Genomic DNA, 16,736 nt, shown 5'->3' with positions numbered 1-16,736 from the left:
ATCCACGCACAACAGATGCGCCGGAACTAATGAGTGCCCACCGGACCTTCCGGACGAAGAGCACTGAGGAGAGCCATGAGAACGGTCTTCACCGGCCGCCGCAAGTGGGTGACCGCGGGCGTCCTGGGCGCCGCGCTGGTCGTCGCCGCTCCGGTAGCACTGGCAACCCCGGACACGGCCGACATAGGGGCCGCTGCGGGCGACCGCACCCAGGAAGTGCGCCAGGCGATCGAAGGCGGCCCCGCGCGTAACGTGATCCTCTTCATCGGCGACGGCATGGGCCAGTCGGAGATCACCGCAGCGCGCAACTACGAGCGCGGCGCGGCCGGCCGGCTGGACATGGATCAGCTGCCGCTGACCGGCGACTACACCACGTACGCGGTCGAGAAGGGCAACCCGGCGAAGCCGGACTACGTGACCGACTCCGCCGCTTCGGGCACCGGCTGGGCGACCGGTACCAAGACCTACAACGGCGCGATCTCCGTGGACGCATATGGCAACCCGGTGCCGACGCTGCTGGAGCAGGCGAAGCAGGCCGGCCTGCGCACTGGTGACGTGACGACCTCCGAGGTACAGGACGCGACCCCGGCGGTGCAGGGCGCGCACGTCGTGAGCCGCGACTGCAAGGGGCCGGACGAGACCAGCGCGAAGTGCGCCGTGAACGCGAAGGAGAACGGCGGCGCCGGCTCCATCTCGGAACAGCTCGTACAGACCCGCCCGGACGTGCTGCTCGGCGGTGGCGCGAAGTACTTCGCGCAGCAGGCGAAGGCCGGGCCGTTCCGCGGCAAGCCGGTCCTGGACCAGGCGAAGGCCGCCGGCTACGACGTCGTGACGGACTCGGACGGGCTCGCGAACGCGCGCGCAGGCAAGCCGCTGCTCGGCCTGTTCGCCCAGGGCAACCTGCCGGTGAACTGGACCGGCCCGGTGGCGAAGCAGGGCGGCACCGCGCCCACGCGCTGTACGCCGAACCCGGCGCTGCCGGCGAAGCAGCCGAAGCTGGCCGACCAGACTCGCAAGGCGCTGGAACTGCTGGAGGACCGCCAGAGCAGCAAGGGCTTCCTGCTCCAGGTCGAGGGCGCCAGCATCGACAAGCAGGACCACGCGGCCGACCCGTGCGGCCAGATCGGTGAGACCATCGACTTCGACGCGGCCGTCGCAGCGGGCCTCGCGTACGCGCGCAGCCACAAGGACACGCTCGTCGTGGTGACCGCTGATCACGGCCACACCAGCCAGATCATCCCGAACGGCACGGCGACCCCGGGCCAGACCGCGACGCTGGTCACCAACGAGGGCGCGAACATGACCCTCAGCTACGGCACCGCGATGCCCGGTTCCTCGATGGAGCACACCGGCACCCAGGTCCGCATCGCGGCCTACGGCCCGCAGGCGGCCAACGTGGTCGGGCTGACCGACCAGACCGACCTCTTCGGCACCGTGAAGCGCGCGCTGCGGCTGCGCTGAAGCCGTCCTGCTGCCCTCACTCCGGTGCGGGCAGCAGGTCCAGCGCCACCGACCACGAACGGCGCGGATCGAGCCGCAGCAGCCGCACACCGGCCGCGGCCAGCGTGTCCAGATGCCGTTGCCAGGCCGGATGACGCACGCGGGTGTCCTGGACCTGGTAGGCCACGGCGATCGTGATCCCCGGCGCGCCCAGCACGTCGCCGAGCAGCGTCAGCGCCTGGTTGTCGGCGATGCCGAGCGCGAGTTTCGCGATCGAATTCGCGGACGCGGGCGCGAACAGGAACACCCGCGGGTCCGGATGCGGACGCGGCTCACCGGGCAGCCGGCCCACCATGCGGACCGGCAGATCCGTGGTCGCGGCGAGGTCTTCGAGACCGCCCGTGGTCTCCAGCCAGCGCCCGGCGGTGGGCGTGAGGGTGATCGCCAGCCGCCAGCCGCGCGCGGACGCGGGACGGGCCAGCTCGGCGGTGAAGCGGGTATCGAGCCCACCGCACGAGCTGGCGACCAGCCCCAGATCCGTCACGGCTTGCGCAGGACTGCGCAGAACATCGCGTCCGTACCGTGCCGATGCGGCCACAGCTGCACGTACGGCCCTTCGCCGAGCTGTGGCACGTCGGGGAAGAACGCCCGCGCGTCGAGCACCTCGGACTTCGTGCGGCGGGCCGTCTCCCCCACCACGCCCTCTGTCTCGGCCAGGTGCGGCGAGCACACGACGTACGTGACGACGCCGCCCGGCCGGAGCAGATCCAGTGCGGCCACGAGCAGTTCGCCCTGCAGCTTCGTCAGGTCCGCGACGTCCGATGGCTTGCGTCGCCAGCGCGCTTCGGGACGACGCCGCAGCGCGCCGAGGCCGCTGCACGGAGCATCGACGAGAATCCGGTCGTAACCGGGTTCGAGTTCGGACTCCCGGCCGTCGCCGATGTGGACGGTGACCGGCAGGCCCACGGTGGCGTTCTCGACCAGCCGCGCGCGGTGCGGTGCCTTCTCCAAGGCGTCGACGTGCGCGCCGCTGATCTTCGCGAGCGCACCCATCAGCGCGGCCTTGCCACCAGGGCCCGCGCACAGGTCGAGCCACCGCTCATCGGAACCTTCAAGGGGTGCCTTCGTGGCCGCGATAGCGCACAGTTGGCTGCCTTCGTCCTGGACCGCGGCCAGCCGTTCCCGGATCGGCTCGGCGTCTGCCGGGTCGCCCGCGCCCGCGGGCAGCCGCACGCCGTACGGCGAGTACGGCGCCAGGTCGCCCCCGGTGATCGCGGCCAGCTCGTCGGCGCTGATCTCGCCGGGCCGGGCGACCAGGTGTACCTCGGGCCGTTCGTCGTCGGCTTCGAGCGCGGCCTTCAGCTCCGCGCCCTTGTCCCCCAGCGCTTCCGCGAACGAACGCGCGACCCAGCGGGGGTGCGCGGTGCGCAGCGCGTACGCGCCGATCGGGTCGGTGGACTCGTCCGGCGCCAGCTCGTCGAGCCACTGCGCCTCGTCCTTTTCGGACACGGTGCGCAGGATCGCGTTGGTGAATCCCGTTGCCCACGAACCGGCTTCCGCCCGTACGAGGTCCACAGTGGACCCCACGGCGGCATGCTCCGGGATCCGGGTACGCAGCAGCTGGTACACGCCCAGCCGCAGCGCGTCGAGCACCACCGGGTCGGTCTTCTCGATCCGACGGTCGGCGCAGGCCGCGATCACCGCGTCGAGCAGCCCCTGCGCCCGCGAAGCGCCGTACGTCAGCTCCGTCGCCAACGCCGCGTCACGGCCGTTCAAACGGCGTTCGCGCAGCAGCTGCGGCAGCACCAGGTTGGCGTACGCGTCCTTCTCCCGTACTGCGCGCAGTACGTCGAACGCGACCTGCCGGGCCGGGTCGATCTCCGGCGGACGACGCGGTCCCGATTTGCGCGGCGCCGGACGGCTCCGCTGCGGCCGGTCCGGCCTCCGCTGTCCACGTTCGTTCACCGCAGGCGCTCTCCTTCTTCGATCCGCGTTCCGCGCGCCCAGTCGGTGGCCGCCATCCGTTTCTTGCCCGCCGCCTGGACTTCGCCCAGCCGCACCGGTTTCGTCGCCGTGCCGGCCAGGACGCGCTTGCGCTCCACGACCAGCTCACCGGGCGGCGGGCCGGGCTCGTCGAGCACGGTGACCGGTCCCAGTTTGACCCGTTCGCCGCGGAATTCCGCCCACGCGCCGGGATCCGGCGTCACCGCCCGGATCTGCCGGTCGACCGCAGCCGCCGGATCGGCGAAGGATACCCGCGCGTCCTCCACGGACACCTTCGGCGCGTAGCTGACGCCTTCGCCGGGCTGGGCGACCGCCTGCAGCGTCCCGTCCTCGATCCCGTCCACGGTGGACCGCAGCAGGTCCGCACCGGAGTGCGAGAGCCGCTCCAGCAGCGCGCCCGCCGTGTCCGCCGGGCCGATCGCCTCGGTGACGACGCCGAACACGGGACCGGCGTCGAGTTCCTTCACGATCCGGAAGGTGGACGCGCCGGTGATCTCGTCACCCGCGCGGATCGCGGACTGCACCGGCGCCGCACCGCGCCACGCGGGCAGCAGCGAGAAGTGCAGGTTCACCCAGCCGTGCGCGGGAATGTCGAGCGCGGACTGGGGCAGCAGCGCCCCGTAGGCCACCACCGGGCACACGTCCGGGGCCAGCTCGCGCAGCCGCGCGAGAAAGGCCGGGTCACCCGCCTTGGCCGGGGTGAGCACTTCGATACCGTGCTCGTCGGCGAGCGCGCCGACGGGCGAGCGCAGCACCTTGCGGCCACGCCCGGCCTGGGCGTCCGGGCGCGTGACGACCGCGACGACCTCGTGCCGGGACGAGTCGAGCAGAGCGCGCAGGGCGGGCACCGCGGGATCGGGGGTGCCGGCGAAGACAAGCCGCATCACCGCACCTCCGGCGGGAAAAGGGGGAATTCATGCTGGTCGGACATCGGGCATGAGTCTAGGGAGCACGGCGCGGACCGCGCGGGTGAGGGTGGCGGTCGGCCGCGGGACCGGCCAGGCGCGGCGCGGCCGGGACGAGCGGGTGCCAGGATCGGGGCATGACCACGCTCAAGGAGACCCTGCACGCCGACCTGACGACCGCGATCAAGGCCCGTGACCAGCTGCGTTCGGCGACGCTCCGCCTGACCCTCGCCGCGATCGGCTACGAGGAGACCGCCGGCAAGACTGCCCGTACGCTGTCCGACGACGACGTGGTGAAGATCATCACTCGCGAAGTGAAGAAGCGCCGCGAAGCCGCCGAAGCGTTCGAGAAGGCCGGTCGCGCGGAGTCGGCCGAACACGAGCGCGCCGAAGCGGAGGTCCTGACCGCGTACCTGCCGGCGCAGCTGAGCGACGAAGAGCTGCAGTCGCTCGTGACGGCCGCGGTGACGGAGACCGGGGCGTCCGGCATGGCCGGGATGGGTGCGGTGATGAAGGCGGTGCAGCCGAAGGTCGCGGGCCGTGCGGAAGGCGCGCGTGTGGCGGCCGAGGTGCGCAGACAGCTGGCCGGCTGAGGCCCCCGGAACGGCACGGAAACGACCCGAAACGAAAAGACCCGGTTCCCGCCGCGTGCGGGACCGGGTTCCCGGGTACTCCGGAAATCGTTGCGCTGCTTACCTTTCGCCGCGGTTACCGCAGTGCGGCCACGGTCAGGGTGGCGAGCCCGCCGAGTCCCCCGACCGCCATCGCGACGACGGCGAGCGAGGCCGTCGCCGCGGCCAGCTTCGTGACGAATCCGACCAGCCGCAAGGCGATCCGGATCAGCACGACGAACGCCACGATGACCAGCACGAGGATGCCCGCCGACGAGCCGGTGCCGGCGGCGGCCAGGGTGCTCATCGACGGCCCCGCTGGGCGAACACGCGCTCAACGGCGGGGTACTCACGATCGGCCGCGTACTCACGGTCAGCCACGCGCCAGGCCTCGACCTCGCGGCGGATCTCCAGTGCGCGCCTGCGTTCCGAACCGAGCCGCAAGGCCCAGCGCCAGCCGAGCCCGAGCGAGATCACCGAGCCGACGCCGAGCACCAGAATCGCTTGCCCGACAAGGCCGTCCGGTGGGGCGAGCCGCACCAGCACGAGCAGCGCCCACAGGTCCGCGACCGTGCACAGGATCACCAGCGCCGCCGCGTAGACCCCGCGTCGCCAGCGAATCGGCTGCGGGGCGGGAAGAAACGGGTCCATGGCTGCCTCCCTCAGAGTGTGTACTCTCAGGATTCCCCTGTGCGGCAATGAAATCTGTGTCAGCAGACACGTTCACCGAAACTCAGCGGGCGAGTCTGCCCAATTCGGCGAGCCGGTGGATCACGATCCGGCCACGCGCCGTGCTGAGCACCCCGCGGCCACGCAGCTCCCGGGTCACCCGCGCCCAGGATTCACGCGAAACCGCCGCCGTGGCAGCGAGTTCCGCCTGCGTACCGGGGATCGCGACGACGAGATCCTCACCCCGGCGTACCCCGTGCTGAACGGCCAGCTGCATCAGCTGCGCGGCGACGCGCCGGGTGATCGTGCCACCGCCGACGTCGAGCCGCTGCCGCCCGATGTCCCGCATCCGGTCGGCCAGAACCAGCAGCAACGCCCAGGAGATCGCCGGTTCACGGCGGCACAGCGCGGCGAATCGCGCAGCCGGCACGACGAGCGCATCCAGCTCGTCCAGCGCGGCCACGGTCGCCGAACGCGGCCCGCCGTCGATCGCCCCGAGTTCCCCGACCACGTCCCCCGCACCGCGTACGGCGATCAGAACCTCGCGGCCGTCGGAGGTCGTGTTGCTGATCCGGACATGCCCGGACAGCAACAGCAGCACGATCGCGGACCGGTCGCCCTCCCGGCAGACCACGTCTCCCCGGCGGTACGCGCGACGGATCGCCAGCTCGGCCACCTTGCCCTGCTCGGCAGCGCCGAGCGCAGGCCAGAATCCGGTCGTCTCCACGGGTCCCCTTCCGGGCTCGTCAGGCGGTCAGCCCCGCCCGGCGCCGGCCCGGCCCGGTGGCCCCGGTCCCTTCCGCGGTCCGCAGCCAGCCCCGCATCCGCTTGCCGCCCACCCGCACGTGGAAGGCGTGCGTGAACGCGGTGCGGTCGATCCCGGCGTAACCGTGCCGCACGACCGACCAGTGGATGGCCTCCGAGACGGCCAGCGCGAGCGGCCCCGCGGTGTTGCGCAATCGCTTGCGCAGCTCGGGCGCGTCGAGCAGCCGGCAGGCGAGGTCGACATCCTCGCCGTACGGCCCGTGCCCGTCGTAGTGGACCTCGCCGGCGTGCATCGCCACCCGGAGCCGGAAGGCCACCTCCGGCTGGTCCGCGTTGTGCCGCGCCAGCAGCTCGGCCAGCGCGGGCACCACCCCCGCGAGCAGCACCGTCTTCGGTGCCTCGTCGACCGGCCGGACCAGGCAGAGCGCCCCGTCGCCGCGGTCGACGAAGGGGTCCCGGAACCCCTCGGTGATCCCGCCCGCCCGGAATGCCTCGTCGAGCAGGTCGAACAGGATCGCGCGCAGCTGTGCCCGGGCCGGGTTGGTCCGGGTGGTCGAGCCCTCGATGTCAACCACCAGGATCGCCCGGTGCAGCGGTACGTGCAGCACTGCGGTGTCCACGGCCCACCCCCTCTGTTCAGGTGGATACTGAAATCTAGTAGACTTTCACAAGACGAACTATAAAGGCTCCGGTCCACGCTGAACAGAGCCACCGGCTTAAGTCCCGCCTAAGACTTCCCCTGGGCCACCTGAACTAAACAACTCCTGAAATCACCCTGTCGGCACGCGGCACACACCCCGGCCGAGCCTGAAAGACCCTGTACAATCACTGTCACTCACAGTTTAGTGAACTTCACTGAAGGGCCTGAACAGTGTCCCAGCCGAGTCCCGCCCTCGCCGGCCGCCTCCGCGCGCTGCGGAAGGAGAGCTGGCCGGGCGTCGTGATCACGCAGCGTCGGCTCGCCGACGTGTTCGGGGTGAGCAACGGGCTGCTGTCGTCGTGGGAGAACACCGCCACCCCGGTCAGCCCGCCCACCTTCCGGCTCGACGCGTACGCCACCTTCTTCGCCACCCGGCGGTCGATCGAGGGACCCGAGGACCGGCTACTGCCCGTCGCGGAGCTGACCGAGGAGGAACGCCGCCGCCGCGAGCAGCTGCGTACGGAGCTGGCCGGGCTGCGCGGGAGTACTGACGAGCCCGGCGCCCCCGGCGCGGAGTTCGCCCCGGGCAACCTCTGGCGGTTCCCGGCGAAAGAGGACGTCGTACTCGTGGTGTCGCAGCTGCCCGAGAACCGGCGGATCGAGTACGCCGATCCGTCCAGCCCCGACTACGCCCAGCTGTTCAGCTACGCCGATCCCGACGCGCTGATCGAGCTGTACGGCCACATCCGCGCCTGCAACCCCACCAACAACGTCTCGTTCCGCACCGCGAACCAGCGGGTTCCCCTGCGTCCCAAGGAGTACACCGCACACCTCGTGCTGCTCGGCGGAGTGGACTGGAACCCGCAGACCAAGGAACTGCTCGCGCTGATCGACGCGCCGGTACGCCAGGTCGGCCGCGGCGACGGGGACGACGACGGCTTCGGCGGCTTCGTGGTGACCCGGCCGGACGGCGCGATCGAGCACTTCAACACACAGGTGTCCCCGGATGGCGCCGTGGTCGAGGACATCGCGCTGTTCTACCGCGGGCCGAACCCGCTCAACCGCAAACGCACTGTGACAGTGTGCAATGGCATGTACGGCCGGGGTACGCTGGGCGCCGTGCGAGCGCTGACCGATCCGCGTTTCCGCGACCGCAACCAGGAGCACCTGGACCGGCGATTCGCGGGGGTACCGTCCTTCAGCATCCTCAGCCGGGTGCCGATCTTCAACAACCAGGGGCTCACCCCCGACTGGACGCTGGCGGCCCACCGACTGCACGAATGGCCGGAGACGAACTGACCGTGACCACGGCCGGCAGCCCGTGGGAGCGCCGCGGCACCCGCCGACGCCTGCTGGCCGAAGTCGAAGCCGGAACCGTCCCCCAAGCCGATCTGGACGCCATAGTCGTACCCAACGGCCGCTCGGACCTCGTACACGCCTGCGCCGCCGCGCGGGAGACCGACGCGACCCTGCTCCTGCTGTGCAGTCACAACAGCGACGCGGCGAAGGCCGTCCGGGCCGCGACGGAGGCCGGGGTACGGGCATTCGCGATCGACACCGGGCACGTACCGGCGGGCGTGGTGCCGGAGTTCGCCACCACCCGGCTGCTCGCCGCGCAGGACCTGCTCCACCATCCCGACACGAGCTTCAAGCGCAACCTGGGCCTGCTCGTCGCCGACCTGTCCGGCTGGGCGAGGGTGGCGTTCCTCGACGACGACATCCGCCTGCCGCGGCCCGCCGACCTGCGCGAGGCGGCCGGCCTGCTGGACCGCTACGCCGCCGTCGGCCTCGCGAATGCCGGTATGCCGGACAACTCCGTCGTCTACCACGCCTACCGCGAGTCCGGCGGGCAGCAGGACACCTTCGTCGGCGGCGGGGCGCTGGTCGTGGGGCGCCGCTGTTTCAGCTCGTTCTTCCCGGATGTCTACAACGAGGACTGGTTCTTCCTGCTCGACGACGCCGGGCTCCGGCCGACCGCGCTGATCGGCAGCGCGCACCAGTCGGTGTACGACCCGTACGAGCCCGGCCGGGCCGAGTCCGAGGAGCTGGGCGACACGCTCGCCGAAGGGCTGTACGGCCTGCTCGACCGGGGCCTGCGCCCGGCGGACGCGACAGACGAGTACTGGGCGGGATTCCTGGAGAGCCGCCGGGAATTCATCCGTACCGCGCTGCGGCAGGTACATGCGGCAGCGCGGCTCGACCTCGCCAAACGGCCCGGCATGATCGAATCGCTGCGTAGCGCACTGCGCCGCAACGAGGAGAAGGTCACGGCCGTGTTGTGCACCGGTTTCCTGCAGGCGTGGCACACGGATCGGGCCACGTGGCAGGCCCATGTCGCCGAGCTGCGCGAGCGGCACGCGGGCCGCGACGCCGACGAAGCGTTCCACACCCTGGGCATCGACCGGCTGGTGCGGCGAAGCTGAGTCAGAGCGGCTTGACCATCACGTGGCAGGTCTCGATCTCGACGCTCCCGTCCGGGAGGAGGTTCTCCGCGCGGCAGTCGACTGTGCCGTGTCCCCAGTCCCGGTAGCCGAGCCGGTGGTAGAGCCGCGCAGCTTCGCCGTTGTCCGTGCGCACGGCCAGCGCGCAGCGCGCGTGCCCGAGGCCCGCCAGCCGGTCCTCGGCGGCCTGGATGAGCGCCCGCCCGATCCCGCGATTACGGTGCGTGGGAAGGACTTCCGCGTGCATCAGCAGCGGGACGCCCGGCAGGAACATCCGGATCGGCGCCTCTTCGGCGGCTTCCAGCCAGACGTACAGATTCCCGACCGGCAGATCCGCCGACCACGCCGTGAGCAGGATCCCCAGCCCCTCCTCCTGCCGCGCGACCCGGCCGGTGAAGTACTCCTCCGCTACGCCGAGGACGACGGCCAGCGCCGGAACATCCGCCCACCCGGTGGGGCGAATCGCAGTGGCGGACGCCCGCTTGCCGGGTCGGCTCCCGCGGGCACGCAGATCGGTCTTCGGCATCGGACATCAGCGTAGGACCCGCGTCGACGGCCCCCTACCGGGGGACGGGCCTGACCCGTCCGGGTGACTCTTTTCCAGCTCTTGTCACGCAAACCCCCCGCGGGGTGGCTACTTCGGACACTCGTCACCCGGGATCGCGCGGTCGCCCGAGGGTGCGCGCCGAGAGCGGTCCGCCGCCGTTCGATCGCCGGGGCATCTTCGCTGGGACGCGCCGGTGCCGCGGCAGGAAATCGGGTCATGCCCCCGGCCGGATTCGAGGGACTCCCTGAAGCCGGTTCACATCCAGCGGGTCCAGCCAAATCCGGATCGACAGCCTTCCGAGCGCGATCCGGATCAGCGCACGCCCCCGGACAACAGTGCCGCCCGCACCTCCGGACCGAACACCGATGCCGGACAACGGCCAATTATCCAGCAACCCAGCCACAAACCGATTCCCCCAGCCGCCACCGGAACACGCACTCGCCGGAGGATTCCGCGACGTCAGATCAACCCAGCAGATCCAGCCAAATCCGGATCGACAGCGTTCCGAACACGACCCGGATCAGCGCACGCCCCCGGACAACTGTGCCGCTCTCATCCCCCGCGCCGAACACCGGTGCCGGACAACGGCCAATCATCCAGCAATCCAGCCACAAACCGACTTCCCCAGCCGCCACCGAAACACGCACTCACCGGAGAACACCACGCCATCAGATCAAATCCAGCGGATCCACCTGAATCCGGATCGGCTCGGCAGCCTTCCGCGCATCCCGCCGAGCAGCAGCCTCGTGCACCGCCTTGGCCAACGCACGCCCCTCCGGACGCGCGACCCGGATCAAAGCACGCTCCCGGGCAGTGTTGCCGTCCTCGTCCTCCTCGCCGAGCGGAACCGGACCGAGAACCTCACCGGTCCCGGGCAACGACAGATCATCCAGCACCGCGCCCACCGCGGACGGACTGCCCTCCACACTCGCCATCCGCATCGCCGGGGGGAAGCCCAGTTCGCGGCGCTGCTCCAGCTCCTGCCCGGCGTGCCAGGCCGGATCCCACCGCACGAGCGCCTGCACCACCGGCAGACCCGCCTCGGCGCCGACCACGACCCGGCCGCCGGACGGGGCGGGGCGGACCAGCGCGGCAGCGGCCATCCACCGACGCAGTGTCTCCTCCGCCGCGCGCAAATCCTGCCTGCCCAGCAACGCCCATCCGTCGAGCAGCAACGCGGCCCCGTACCCACCTTCCGCGACCGGCTCCGCCCCCGGGGTGCAGACGACCAGCGCCGGACGGCCGGGCACGGTCGCCAGCACCTCGGCCGCCCCGGAAGTCCGCACCGGCACCCCGGGGAACGCGCGGCCCATCTCCTCCGCGGTCCGCTTCGCCCCCACCACCACAGCCCGCAGCCGGACCGAACCGCAAGCAGGGCAACGAAACGCCGTCTCCGGCACGCCGCACCACCGGCACGCGGGCGGCCTCGGCGCCCCCTCCGCCGAGCCGCCCGGCAACCCGAGCGGGCCGGCGCATCGGCGGCAGTGCGCGGGCGTCCGACACTGTCCGCACGCCAACCCGGGTACGTACCCTCGCCGCGGAACCTGCACCAACGTCGGCAGCCCGGCGGCGAACGCCTGTCTGGCCGCCTCGAAGGCGACCGCGGGCAGCCGGGCGACCCGCGCGGCCTCGTCCCGGGCGACGTCGAAGTCCTCCCCCACCGGTGTGACCCGCGGCGCCGCGGCCCGCAGCTCGGTTCGGCCGGCCGACACCGGCTGCGCCCAGCCCGACTCGACGAGCAGCTGTGCCTCGGCGGTCCGTGCGAATCCCCCGACCAGCAAAGCGGATCCGGTGGCGTGCGCCCGGTCCATCAGCACGTCTCGCACATGCGGGTAAGGCGCGTGCGGGTCGAGGTGCAGATCGTCGCCGTCGTCCCAGACCACGAACAGACCGGGATCGGCGACCGGGGCGAACATCGCCGCGCGCGTACCCACCACCACACGCACCGAGCCCCGCAGCACGGCGAGCCAGCGCCGGTATCGTTCGGCCGGCCCCAGCCCGGCGATCAACGCGACGACTCCGTTGTCCCCCAACAGATCCGTGCACGCTTCGTGAACCCGCGCGAGGTCCCGGTGATCCGGTACGACCAGCACGGCGCCCCGGCCCTGCGCCACCGCCGCGGCAGCAGCTTCGGCGAGCCGGCGAGGCCAGTCCTCGCCCGGCAATGCCTGCCACACGGCGTTGGCCGGGCCGCCCTTGGTCACGGCGTCCAGGAACGCCCCGCCACGCTCGTACCGCGCCCAGCCCGCCCCGTCCGGCGGCGAGGGCATCGGCGCGGCCTCGGCGGGCGGTTCGGCCTCGGCCTTCGCGTGCCGGGGCGGCAATGCCAGGCGCAGCACGTCCGACAGCGTGCCGCCGTACCGGTCGGCCACCGAACGGCACAGCGCATGCAGCGAAGGCGGCAGCACCGCCTCACTCGACGTGACCCGCTCCAGGTACGCCAGCTTCCGCTCGTACTCGGTGGTGTCGGTGCGTTCGAGGAGGTAGCCGTCCACGAGCTGACCGGCGAACCGCACCCGCACCCGGCAGCCGGGCACCGCGGTCTCGTGCAGCTTCTCCGGCACCTGGTAGTCGAACGGCCGGTCCAGATGCGCGAGCGGCAGATCGACGACGACCCGCGCGACCGGCAGCTCCGGCGCGGGCTGCTGCTGGCCTTTCCTGGACCGGGCAGGCTTCTTCTTCGCCGGTCGGGCCTTCGGCCCCGGCACGGCGCGCGAAGGCTCCGGCAGGTCCCACAACGGGGCGGATTCGGAGCTGCTCACCCGGAGATCTTTACCAGACCACCCCGACACCTCCACCGCCGAACGCTGTGAAGGGACCCTTCACGGACTCTGAGTCCGTGAAGGGTCCCTTCACAGCCAAGCAAAAGCGGGGGGATCAGGCGCCGGCGAGCGAACGAAGCGCGTCCGCGCGAGCGGTGCTCTCCCAGGGCAGGTTCAGGTCCGGACGGCCGAAGTGGCCGTACGCCGCGGTCGGCGCGTAGATCGGGCGAAGCAGGTCCAGATCACGGATGATCGCGGCCGGACGCAGGTCGAAGACCTCGCTGATGGCGGACTGGATCTTGCTCGGGTCCACGGTCTCGGTGCCGAAGGTCTCCACGAACAGGCCCACCGGAGCGGCCTTGCCGATCGCGTACGCGACCTGCACCTCGACTCGCCCGGCCAGGCCCGCGGCGACCACGTTCTTCGCCACCCAGCGCATCGCGTACGCCGCGGAGCGGTCCACCTTGGACGGGTCCTTGCCGGAGAACGCGCCCCCGCCGTGCCGGGCCATGCCGCCGTAGGTGTCCACGATGATCTTCCGCCCGGTCAGCCCGGCGTCGCCCATCGGACCGCCGATCACGAACCGGCCGGTCGGGTTCACCAGCAACCGCGAGTCCGTGGTGTCCAGCTCCAGGCCCGCCAGCTCCGGCTCCACCACGTGCTGCCGGACGTCCACGCCGAGCATCTGCTCGAGGTCGATGCCGTCCGCGTGCTGGGTGGAGACCACCACGGTGTCCAGCCGCACCGGCTGCTCCCCGGCGTACTCGATGGTCACCTGGGTCTTGCCGTCCGGGCGCAGGTAGGGCAGCACGCCGTCCTTGCGGACCGCGCTCAGCCGCCGCGACAGCCGGTGCGCCAGCGCGATCGGCAGCGGCATCAGCTCCGGGGTGTCCGAGCAGGCGTAGCCGAACATCAGGCCCTGGTCGCCCGCGCCCTGCCGGTTGATCTCGTCCTCGTCGCTCTCCACGCGGGACTCGTAGGCGGTGTCGACGCCCTGGGCGATGTCCGGGGACTGCGCGCCGATCGCCACGTTCACGCCGCACGAGTTGCCGTCGAAGCCCTTCGCCGACGAGTCGTAGCCGATACGCAGGATCACGTCCCGCACGATGGTCGGGATGTCCGCGTACGCCTCGGTCGTCACCTCGCCGGCCACGTGCACCTGGCCGGTGGTGATCAGGGTCTCCACGGCGACCCGGCTGCGCGGATCCTTCGTGAGCAGCCCGTCCAGGATCGAGTCGCTGATCGCGTCACAGATCTTGTCGGGGTGACCCTCAGTGACCGATTCCGACGTGAACAGTCTTTTCGTGGACGCAGTCACGACTTCGTCACTCCCTCGGTTCGACTCGGTACCGAAGAGCGCTCTCCGGTCCCCCGTTTGCCTGACACCTTACCGAGCGGAACTCGTCTCCCGGTCAACCCGAGCGCAAAACCACCACCGCGTCCCACAATGTGGCCGCCAGCCGGGCCTTCGTCCCGAGCGGAATGGGCGCCTCGGTGCCATCGGCGGCCAGCAGCCAGCCCGAGTTGTCCTCGGTGCCGAACGCCTTGCCGTCGCCGACCGCGTTGACCACCAGCAGGTCGGCGCCCTTGCGGCGCAGCTTCGCCCGCGCGTGGTCGAGCACGCTGCCGTGCTCGTCGCCGGTCTCCGCGGCGAAGCCGACCACCGTCTGCCCGGCCCGGCGCTCGCGCACCAGCTCGGCCAGGATGTCCGGGTTGCGATCCAGCGTGACGACCGGATCCGGGGCGTCGTCGGACTTCTTGATCTTGTGGTCCGCCCGGGAGGCGGGCCGGAAATCCGCGACCGCGGCGGCCATCACCACCACGTCGGCCTCGGCGGCCGCTGCGCGGACCGCGGCCTGCATCTCCAGTGCGGTGGACACCCGCCGCAGGGTCACGCCCGCGGGCGGCGGCAGCGCGTCGGTGTGCCCGGCGACCAGCGTGACCGCGGCCCCGCGCTGCGCGGCGACCCGGGCGAGCGCGAAGCCCTGCTTGCCGGACGAGCGATTCCCCAGGTAACGGACCGGGTCCAGCGGCTCTCGGGTGCCGCCGGCGGAGATCACCACACGCAGGCCCGTGAGGTCCCGCGGCAGCGCCCGCGGCGCTTCGAGCAGCAACCGGGCCAGGTCGACGATCTCGGCCGGGTCGGCCAGCCGGCCCTTGCCCGTGTCCACCCCGGTCAGCCGGCCCGCCGCCGGTTCGGTGACGACGCTCCCCCGCGAGCGCAGCAGGGCGACGTTGTCCCGGGTGGCCGGGTGCTCCCACATCTCGGTGTGCATGGCCGGGAAGAACGCGACCGGGCAGCGGGCGGTGAGCAGGGTGGTGGTGAGCAGGTCGTCGGCCAGCCCATGCGCGGCTTTGGCCAGCAGGTCCGCGGTCGCCGGGACGACGAGCACCAGGTCGGCTTCCTGACCGACGCGGACGTGCTGCACCTGAGGCACGTCGGTGAACACCCCGGTATGCACCGGATGCCCGGACAGCGCCTCGAAGGTCGCCGCGCCGACGAAGTTCAGCGCGGCGGCGGTGGGCACCACGCGGACGTCGTGCCCGGATTCGGTGAGGCCCCGCAGGACCTCGCACGCCTTGTAGGCGGCGATCCCGCCGCCCACGCCCAGGACAATCCCGGGCCGGGCGTCACTCACCCTCGGTGTGCTCCAGCAGCCCGCCGTGGATCTCGCGCAGCGCGATCGACAGCGGCTTCTCCCGGGGACCGGGCTCCACCAGCGGGCCGACGTACTCCAGCAGGCCCTCGCCGAGCTGCGCGTAGTAGTCGTTGATCTGCCGGGCCCGCTTGGCCGAGTAGATCACCAGCGCGTACTTCGAGGAGACCTTCTCGAGCAGGTCGTCGATCGGCGGGTTGGTGATGCCTTCGAGCTCTTCCAGCGTCGCCTGTTGCACAGCCACTCGTGCTACTCCGTATCGTCCGGGATGGCGGTGGCGGAGAGTTCGCCACCGGTCATCAAGTCTAGCAACCGCTGCGCGGCCGTCCCCACGTCGGCGTTCACCAGCCGCACGTCGAACTCGCCGGCGGCGGCGAGTTCACGCTCCGCCTCGGCCAGCCGGCGGCGTACCGCGGCCTCGTCCTCGGTGCCGCGCCCGGTGAGCCGGCCGACCAGTTCGTCCCAGGACGGCGGCATCAGCATCACCAGCCGCGCCTCCGGCATCGCCGCGCGCACCTGCCGCGCGCCCTGCAGCTCGATCTCCAGCACCGCCGGGCGGCCTTCGGCGAGCGCCCGCTCCACCGGCTCGCGTGGGGTGCCGTACCGGTTGCCGGCGAACTCGGCCCATTCCAGCAGCCGGCCCTGCTCGACCATCCGGTCGAACTCCGCGCCGTCCACGAAGTGGTAGTGACTGCCCTCCACCTCGCCCGGACGCGGGGACCGGGTGGTGACCGAGACGCTGAAGTAGATGTCCGGATCGAGCAGCCGCAGCCGCCCCACCACACTCGACTTCCCGACCCCGGAAGGCCCCGAGACGACGGTGAGCCGGGGGCGGGAGAGTGCTCCCGCCCCCGGCTCACCGTCGTGGCCGGTCCCCCGAGTCACCGGGTGGTCCCGACCGGCGCCGCTCACTCGCCGCTGAACTCGGCCAGCAGAGCCTTGCGCTGCCGGTCGCCGAGCCCGCGGAGCCTGCGGCTGGGGGCGATCTCCAGTCGTTCCATGGTCTGCTGGGCGCGGACCTTGCCGACGCCGGGGAGCGCCTCGAGCAGGGCCGACACCTTCATCTTGCCGAGCACCTCGTTCTCCTCGGCCTGCTTCAGCACGTCGACCAGAGTGGTACCGCCCCGCTTCAGCCGCTCCTTCAGCTCAGCACGGATGCGGCGGGCGGCGGCGGCCTTCTCCAGCGCCGCAGCACGCTGTTCCTCTGTCAGCTGGGGAAGTGCCACGTTTTCCTCCGGTAGTTCTCACATCTGGGTGGGTGACGCGACGGTACCCACCCCTGAGCAGGGGCCACA

At 71.7% G+C, this 16,736-nt stretch carries 19 protein-coding genes; 4 read left to right on the top strand and 15 right to left on the bottom strand.

Annotated elements, in window-relative coordinates; genetic code table 11:
* Positions 1-75 precede the first annotated feature (75 nt).
* Positions 76-1,461: an alkaline phosphatase gene (gene phoA, locus D5S19_RS23530; protein WP_120025570.1), complete on the top strand. Its 1,386-nt coding sequence runs from the start codon at positions 76-78 to the stop codon at positions 1,459-1,461.
* Positions 1,462-1,477: 16 nt separating this feature from the next.
* On the opposite strand, the gene D5S19_RS23525 is transcribed toward phoA, so the two are convergent.
* From D5S19_RS23525 to fmt, 3 genes are read right to left on the bottom strand one after another with little or no spacing between them, the layout of a single operon-like run.
* Positions 1,478-1,984 (bottom strand): flavoprotein, encoded by a 507-nt coding sequence (locus D5S19_RS23525; protein ID WP_120025569.1) that lies wholly within the window; start codon positions 1,982-1,984, stop codon positions 1,478-1,480.
* Complete coding sequence (locus D5S19_RS23520; RefSeq protein WP_120025568.1) at positions 1,981-3,405, bottom strand: RsmB/NOP family class I SAM-dependent RNA methyltransferase; 1,425 nt, start codon at positions 3,403-3,405, stop codon at positions 1,981-1,983. The genes D5S19_RS23525 and D5S19_RS23520 overlap by 4 nt, the downstream gene beginning before the upstream one ends.
* Complete coding sequence (fmt, locus tag D5S19_RS23515; protein WP_120025567.1) at positions 3,402-4,328, bottom strand: methionyl-tRNA formyltransferase; 927 nt, start codon at positions 4,326-4,328, stop codon at positions 3,402-3,404. The genes D5S19_RS23520 and fmt overlap by 4 nt, the downstream gene beginning before the upstream one ends.
* 158 nt (positions 4,329-4,486) lie before the next feature.
* On the opposite strand from fmt, the gene D5S19_RS23510 reads away from it, so the two are divergent.
* A complete protein-coding gene (locus tag D5S19_RS23510; protein WP_120025566.1) occupies positions 4,487-4,942 on the top strand; it encodes a GatB/YqeY domain-containing protein in 456 nt (151 codons plus the stop codon).
* Between the two features lie 115 nt (positions 4,943-5,057).
* On the opposite strand, the gene D5S19_RS23505 is transcribed toward D5S19_RS23510, so the two are convergent.
* The 4 genes from D5S19_RS23505 to D5S19_RS23490 all read right to left on the bottom strand — a co-directional run bounded on the left by D5S19_RS23505 (position 5,058) and on the right by D5S19_RS23490 (position 7,014).
* On the bottom strand, positions 5,058-5,267 hold the full coding sequence (locus tag D5S19_RS23505) for a hypothetical protein (RefSeq protein ID WP_120025565.1): 210 nt from the start codon (positions 5,265-5,267) through the stop codon (positions 5,058-5,060).
* Positions 5,264-5,611, bottom strand: a complete 348-nt coding sequence (locus D5S19_RS23500) for a hypothetical protein (RefSeq protein ID WP_233574112.1) — start codon at positions 5,609-5,611, stop codon at positions 5,264-5,266. Before D5S19_RS23500 ends, D5S19_RS23505 begins: the two co-directional genes overlap by 4 nt.
* Before the next feature lie 82 nt (positions 5,612-5,693).
* Positions 5,694-6,356: a Crp/Fnr family transcriptional regulator gene (locus D5S19_RS23495; RefSeq protein WP_098509388.1), complete on the bottom strand. Its 663-nt coding sequence runs from the start codon at positions 6,354-6,356 to the stop codon at positions 5,694-5,696.
* Between the two features lie 19 nt (positions 6,357-6,375).
* Positions 6,376-7,014 (bottom strand): nucleotidyl cyclase domain-containing protein, encoded by a 639-nt coding sequence (locus D5S19_RS23490; RefSeq protein ID WP_120025564.1) that lies wholly within the window; start codon positions 7,012-7,014, stop codon positions 6,376-6,378.
* A gap of 251 nt (positions 7,015-7,265) precedes the next feature.
* Here D5S19_RS23490 and D5S19_RS23485 point away from each other — a divergent pair, with 251 nt between their 5' ends.
* Together D5S19_RS23485 and D5S19_RS23480 are read left to right on the top strand one after the other, a co-directional pair.
* Positions 7,266-8,333, top strand: a complete 1,068-nt coding sequence (locus tag D5S19_RS23485; RefSeq protein WP_120025563.1) for a helix-turn-helix domain-containing protein — start codon at positions 7,266-7,268, stop codon at positions 8,331-8,333.
* On the top strand, positions 8,315-9,457 hold the full coding sequence (locus D5S19_RS23480; protein WP_120025562.1) for a hypothetical protein: 1,143 nt from the start codon (positions 8,315-8,317) through the stop codon (positions 9,455-9,457). Before D5S19_RS23485 ends, D5S19_RS23480 begins: the two co-directional genes overlap by 19 nt.
* A 1-nt stretch (position 9,458) precedes the next feature.
* Here the strand turns inward: D5S19_RS23480 and D5S19_RS23475 are convergent, their stop codons facing one another.
* The 8 genes from D5S19_RS23475 to mihF all read right to left on the bottom strand — a co-directional run bounded on the left by D5S19_RS23475 (position 9,459) and on the right by mihF (position 16,667).
* Entirely contained in the window at positions 9,459-10,001 is a 543-nt protein-coding gene (locus D5S19_RS23475) for a GNAT family N-acetyltransferase (protein ID WP_120025561.1), read from the bottom strand.
* Between the two features lie 485 nt (positions 10,002-10,486).
* Positions 10,487-10,669 (bottom strand): hypothetical protein, encoded by a 183-nt coding sequence (locus D5S19_RS31810; protein ID WP_147397498.1) that lies wholly within the window; start codon positions 10,667-10,669, stop codon positions 10,487-10,489.
* Between the two features lie 21 nt (positions 10,670-10,690).
* Positions 10,691-12,784 carry a primosomal protein N' gene (locus D5S19_RS23470; protein ID WP_120025560.1) on the bottom strand — a complete coding sequence of 698 codons (2,094 nt, stop codon included), beginning with the start codon at positions 12,782-12,784 and terminating at the stop codon, positions 10,691-10,693.
* Between the two features lie 115 nt (positions 12,785-12,899).
* Positions 12,900-14,102, bottom strand: a complete 1,203-nt coding sequence (gene metK, locus D5S19_RS23465) for a methionine adenosyltransferase (protein WP_199730658.1) — start codon at positions 14,100-14,102, stop codon at positions 12,900-12,902.
* A gap of 94 nt (positions 14,103-14,196) precedes the next feature.
* The gene (coaBC, locus tag D5S19_RS23460; protein ID WP_199730657.1) at positions 14,197-15,423 is read right to left on the bottom strand and encodes a bifunctional phosphopantothenoylcysteine decarboxylase/phosphopantothenate--cysteine ligase CoaBC; all 1,227 of its coding nucleotides are present in this window, start codon (positions 15,421-15,423) and stop codon (positions 14,197-14,199) included.
* On the bottom strand, positions 15,416-15,685 hold the full coding sequence (gene rpoZ / locus D5S19_RS23455) for a DNA-directed RNA polymerase subunit omega (protein ID WP_098509382.1): 270 nt from the start codon (positions 15,683-15,685) through the stop codon (positions 15,416-15,418). The genes coaBC and rpoZ overlap by 8 nt, the downstream gene beginning before the upstream one ends.
* 5 nt (positions 15,686-15,690) lie before the next feature.
* Positions 15,691-16,353, bottom strand: coding sequence for a guanylate kinase (gene gmk, locus D5S19_RS23450; protein ID WP_120025558.1), 663 nt, complete (start codon positions 16,351-16,353; stop codon positions 15,691-15,693).
* Positions 16,350-16,667: an integration host factor, actinobacterial type gene (gene mihF, locus D5S19_RS23445; protein WP_003096398.1), complete on the bottom strand. Its 318-nt coding sequence runs from the start codon at positions 16,665-16,667 to the stop codon at positions 16,350-16,352. Before mihF ends, gmk begins: the two co-directional genes overlap by 4 nt.
* Between the last annotated feature and the right edge of the window lie 69 nt (positions 16,668-16,736).

The sequence above is a fragment of the Amycolatopsis panacis genome (assembly GCF_003600245.1).
GTDB classification, from domain to species: domain Bacteria; phylum Actinomycetota; class Actinomycetes; order Mycobacteriales; family Pseudonocardiaceae; genus Amycolatopsis; species Amycolatopsis sulphurea.
The sequence above is the reverse complement of the archived record's forward strand: the minus strand, read 5'-3'. Positions and strand labels throughout refer to the sequence as shown.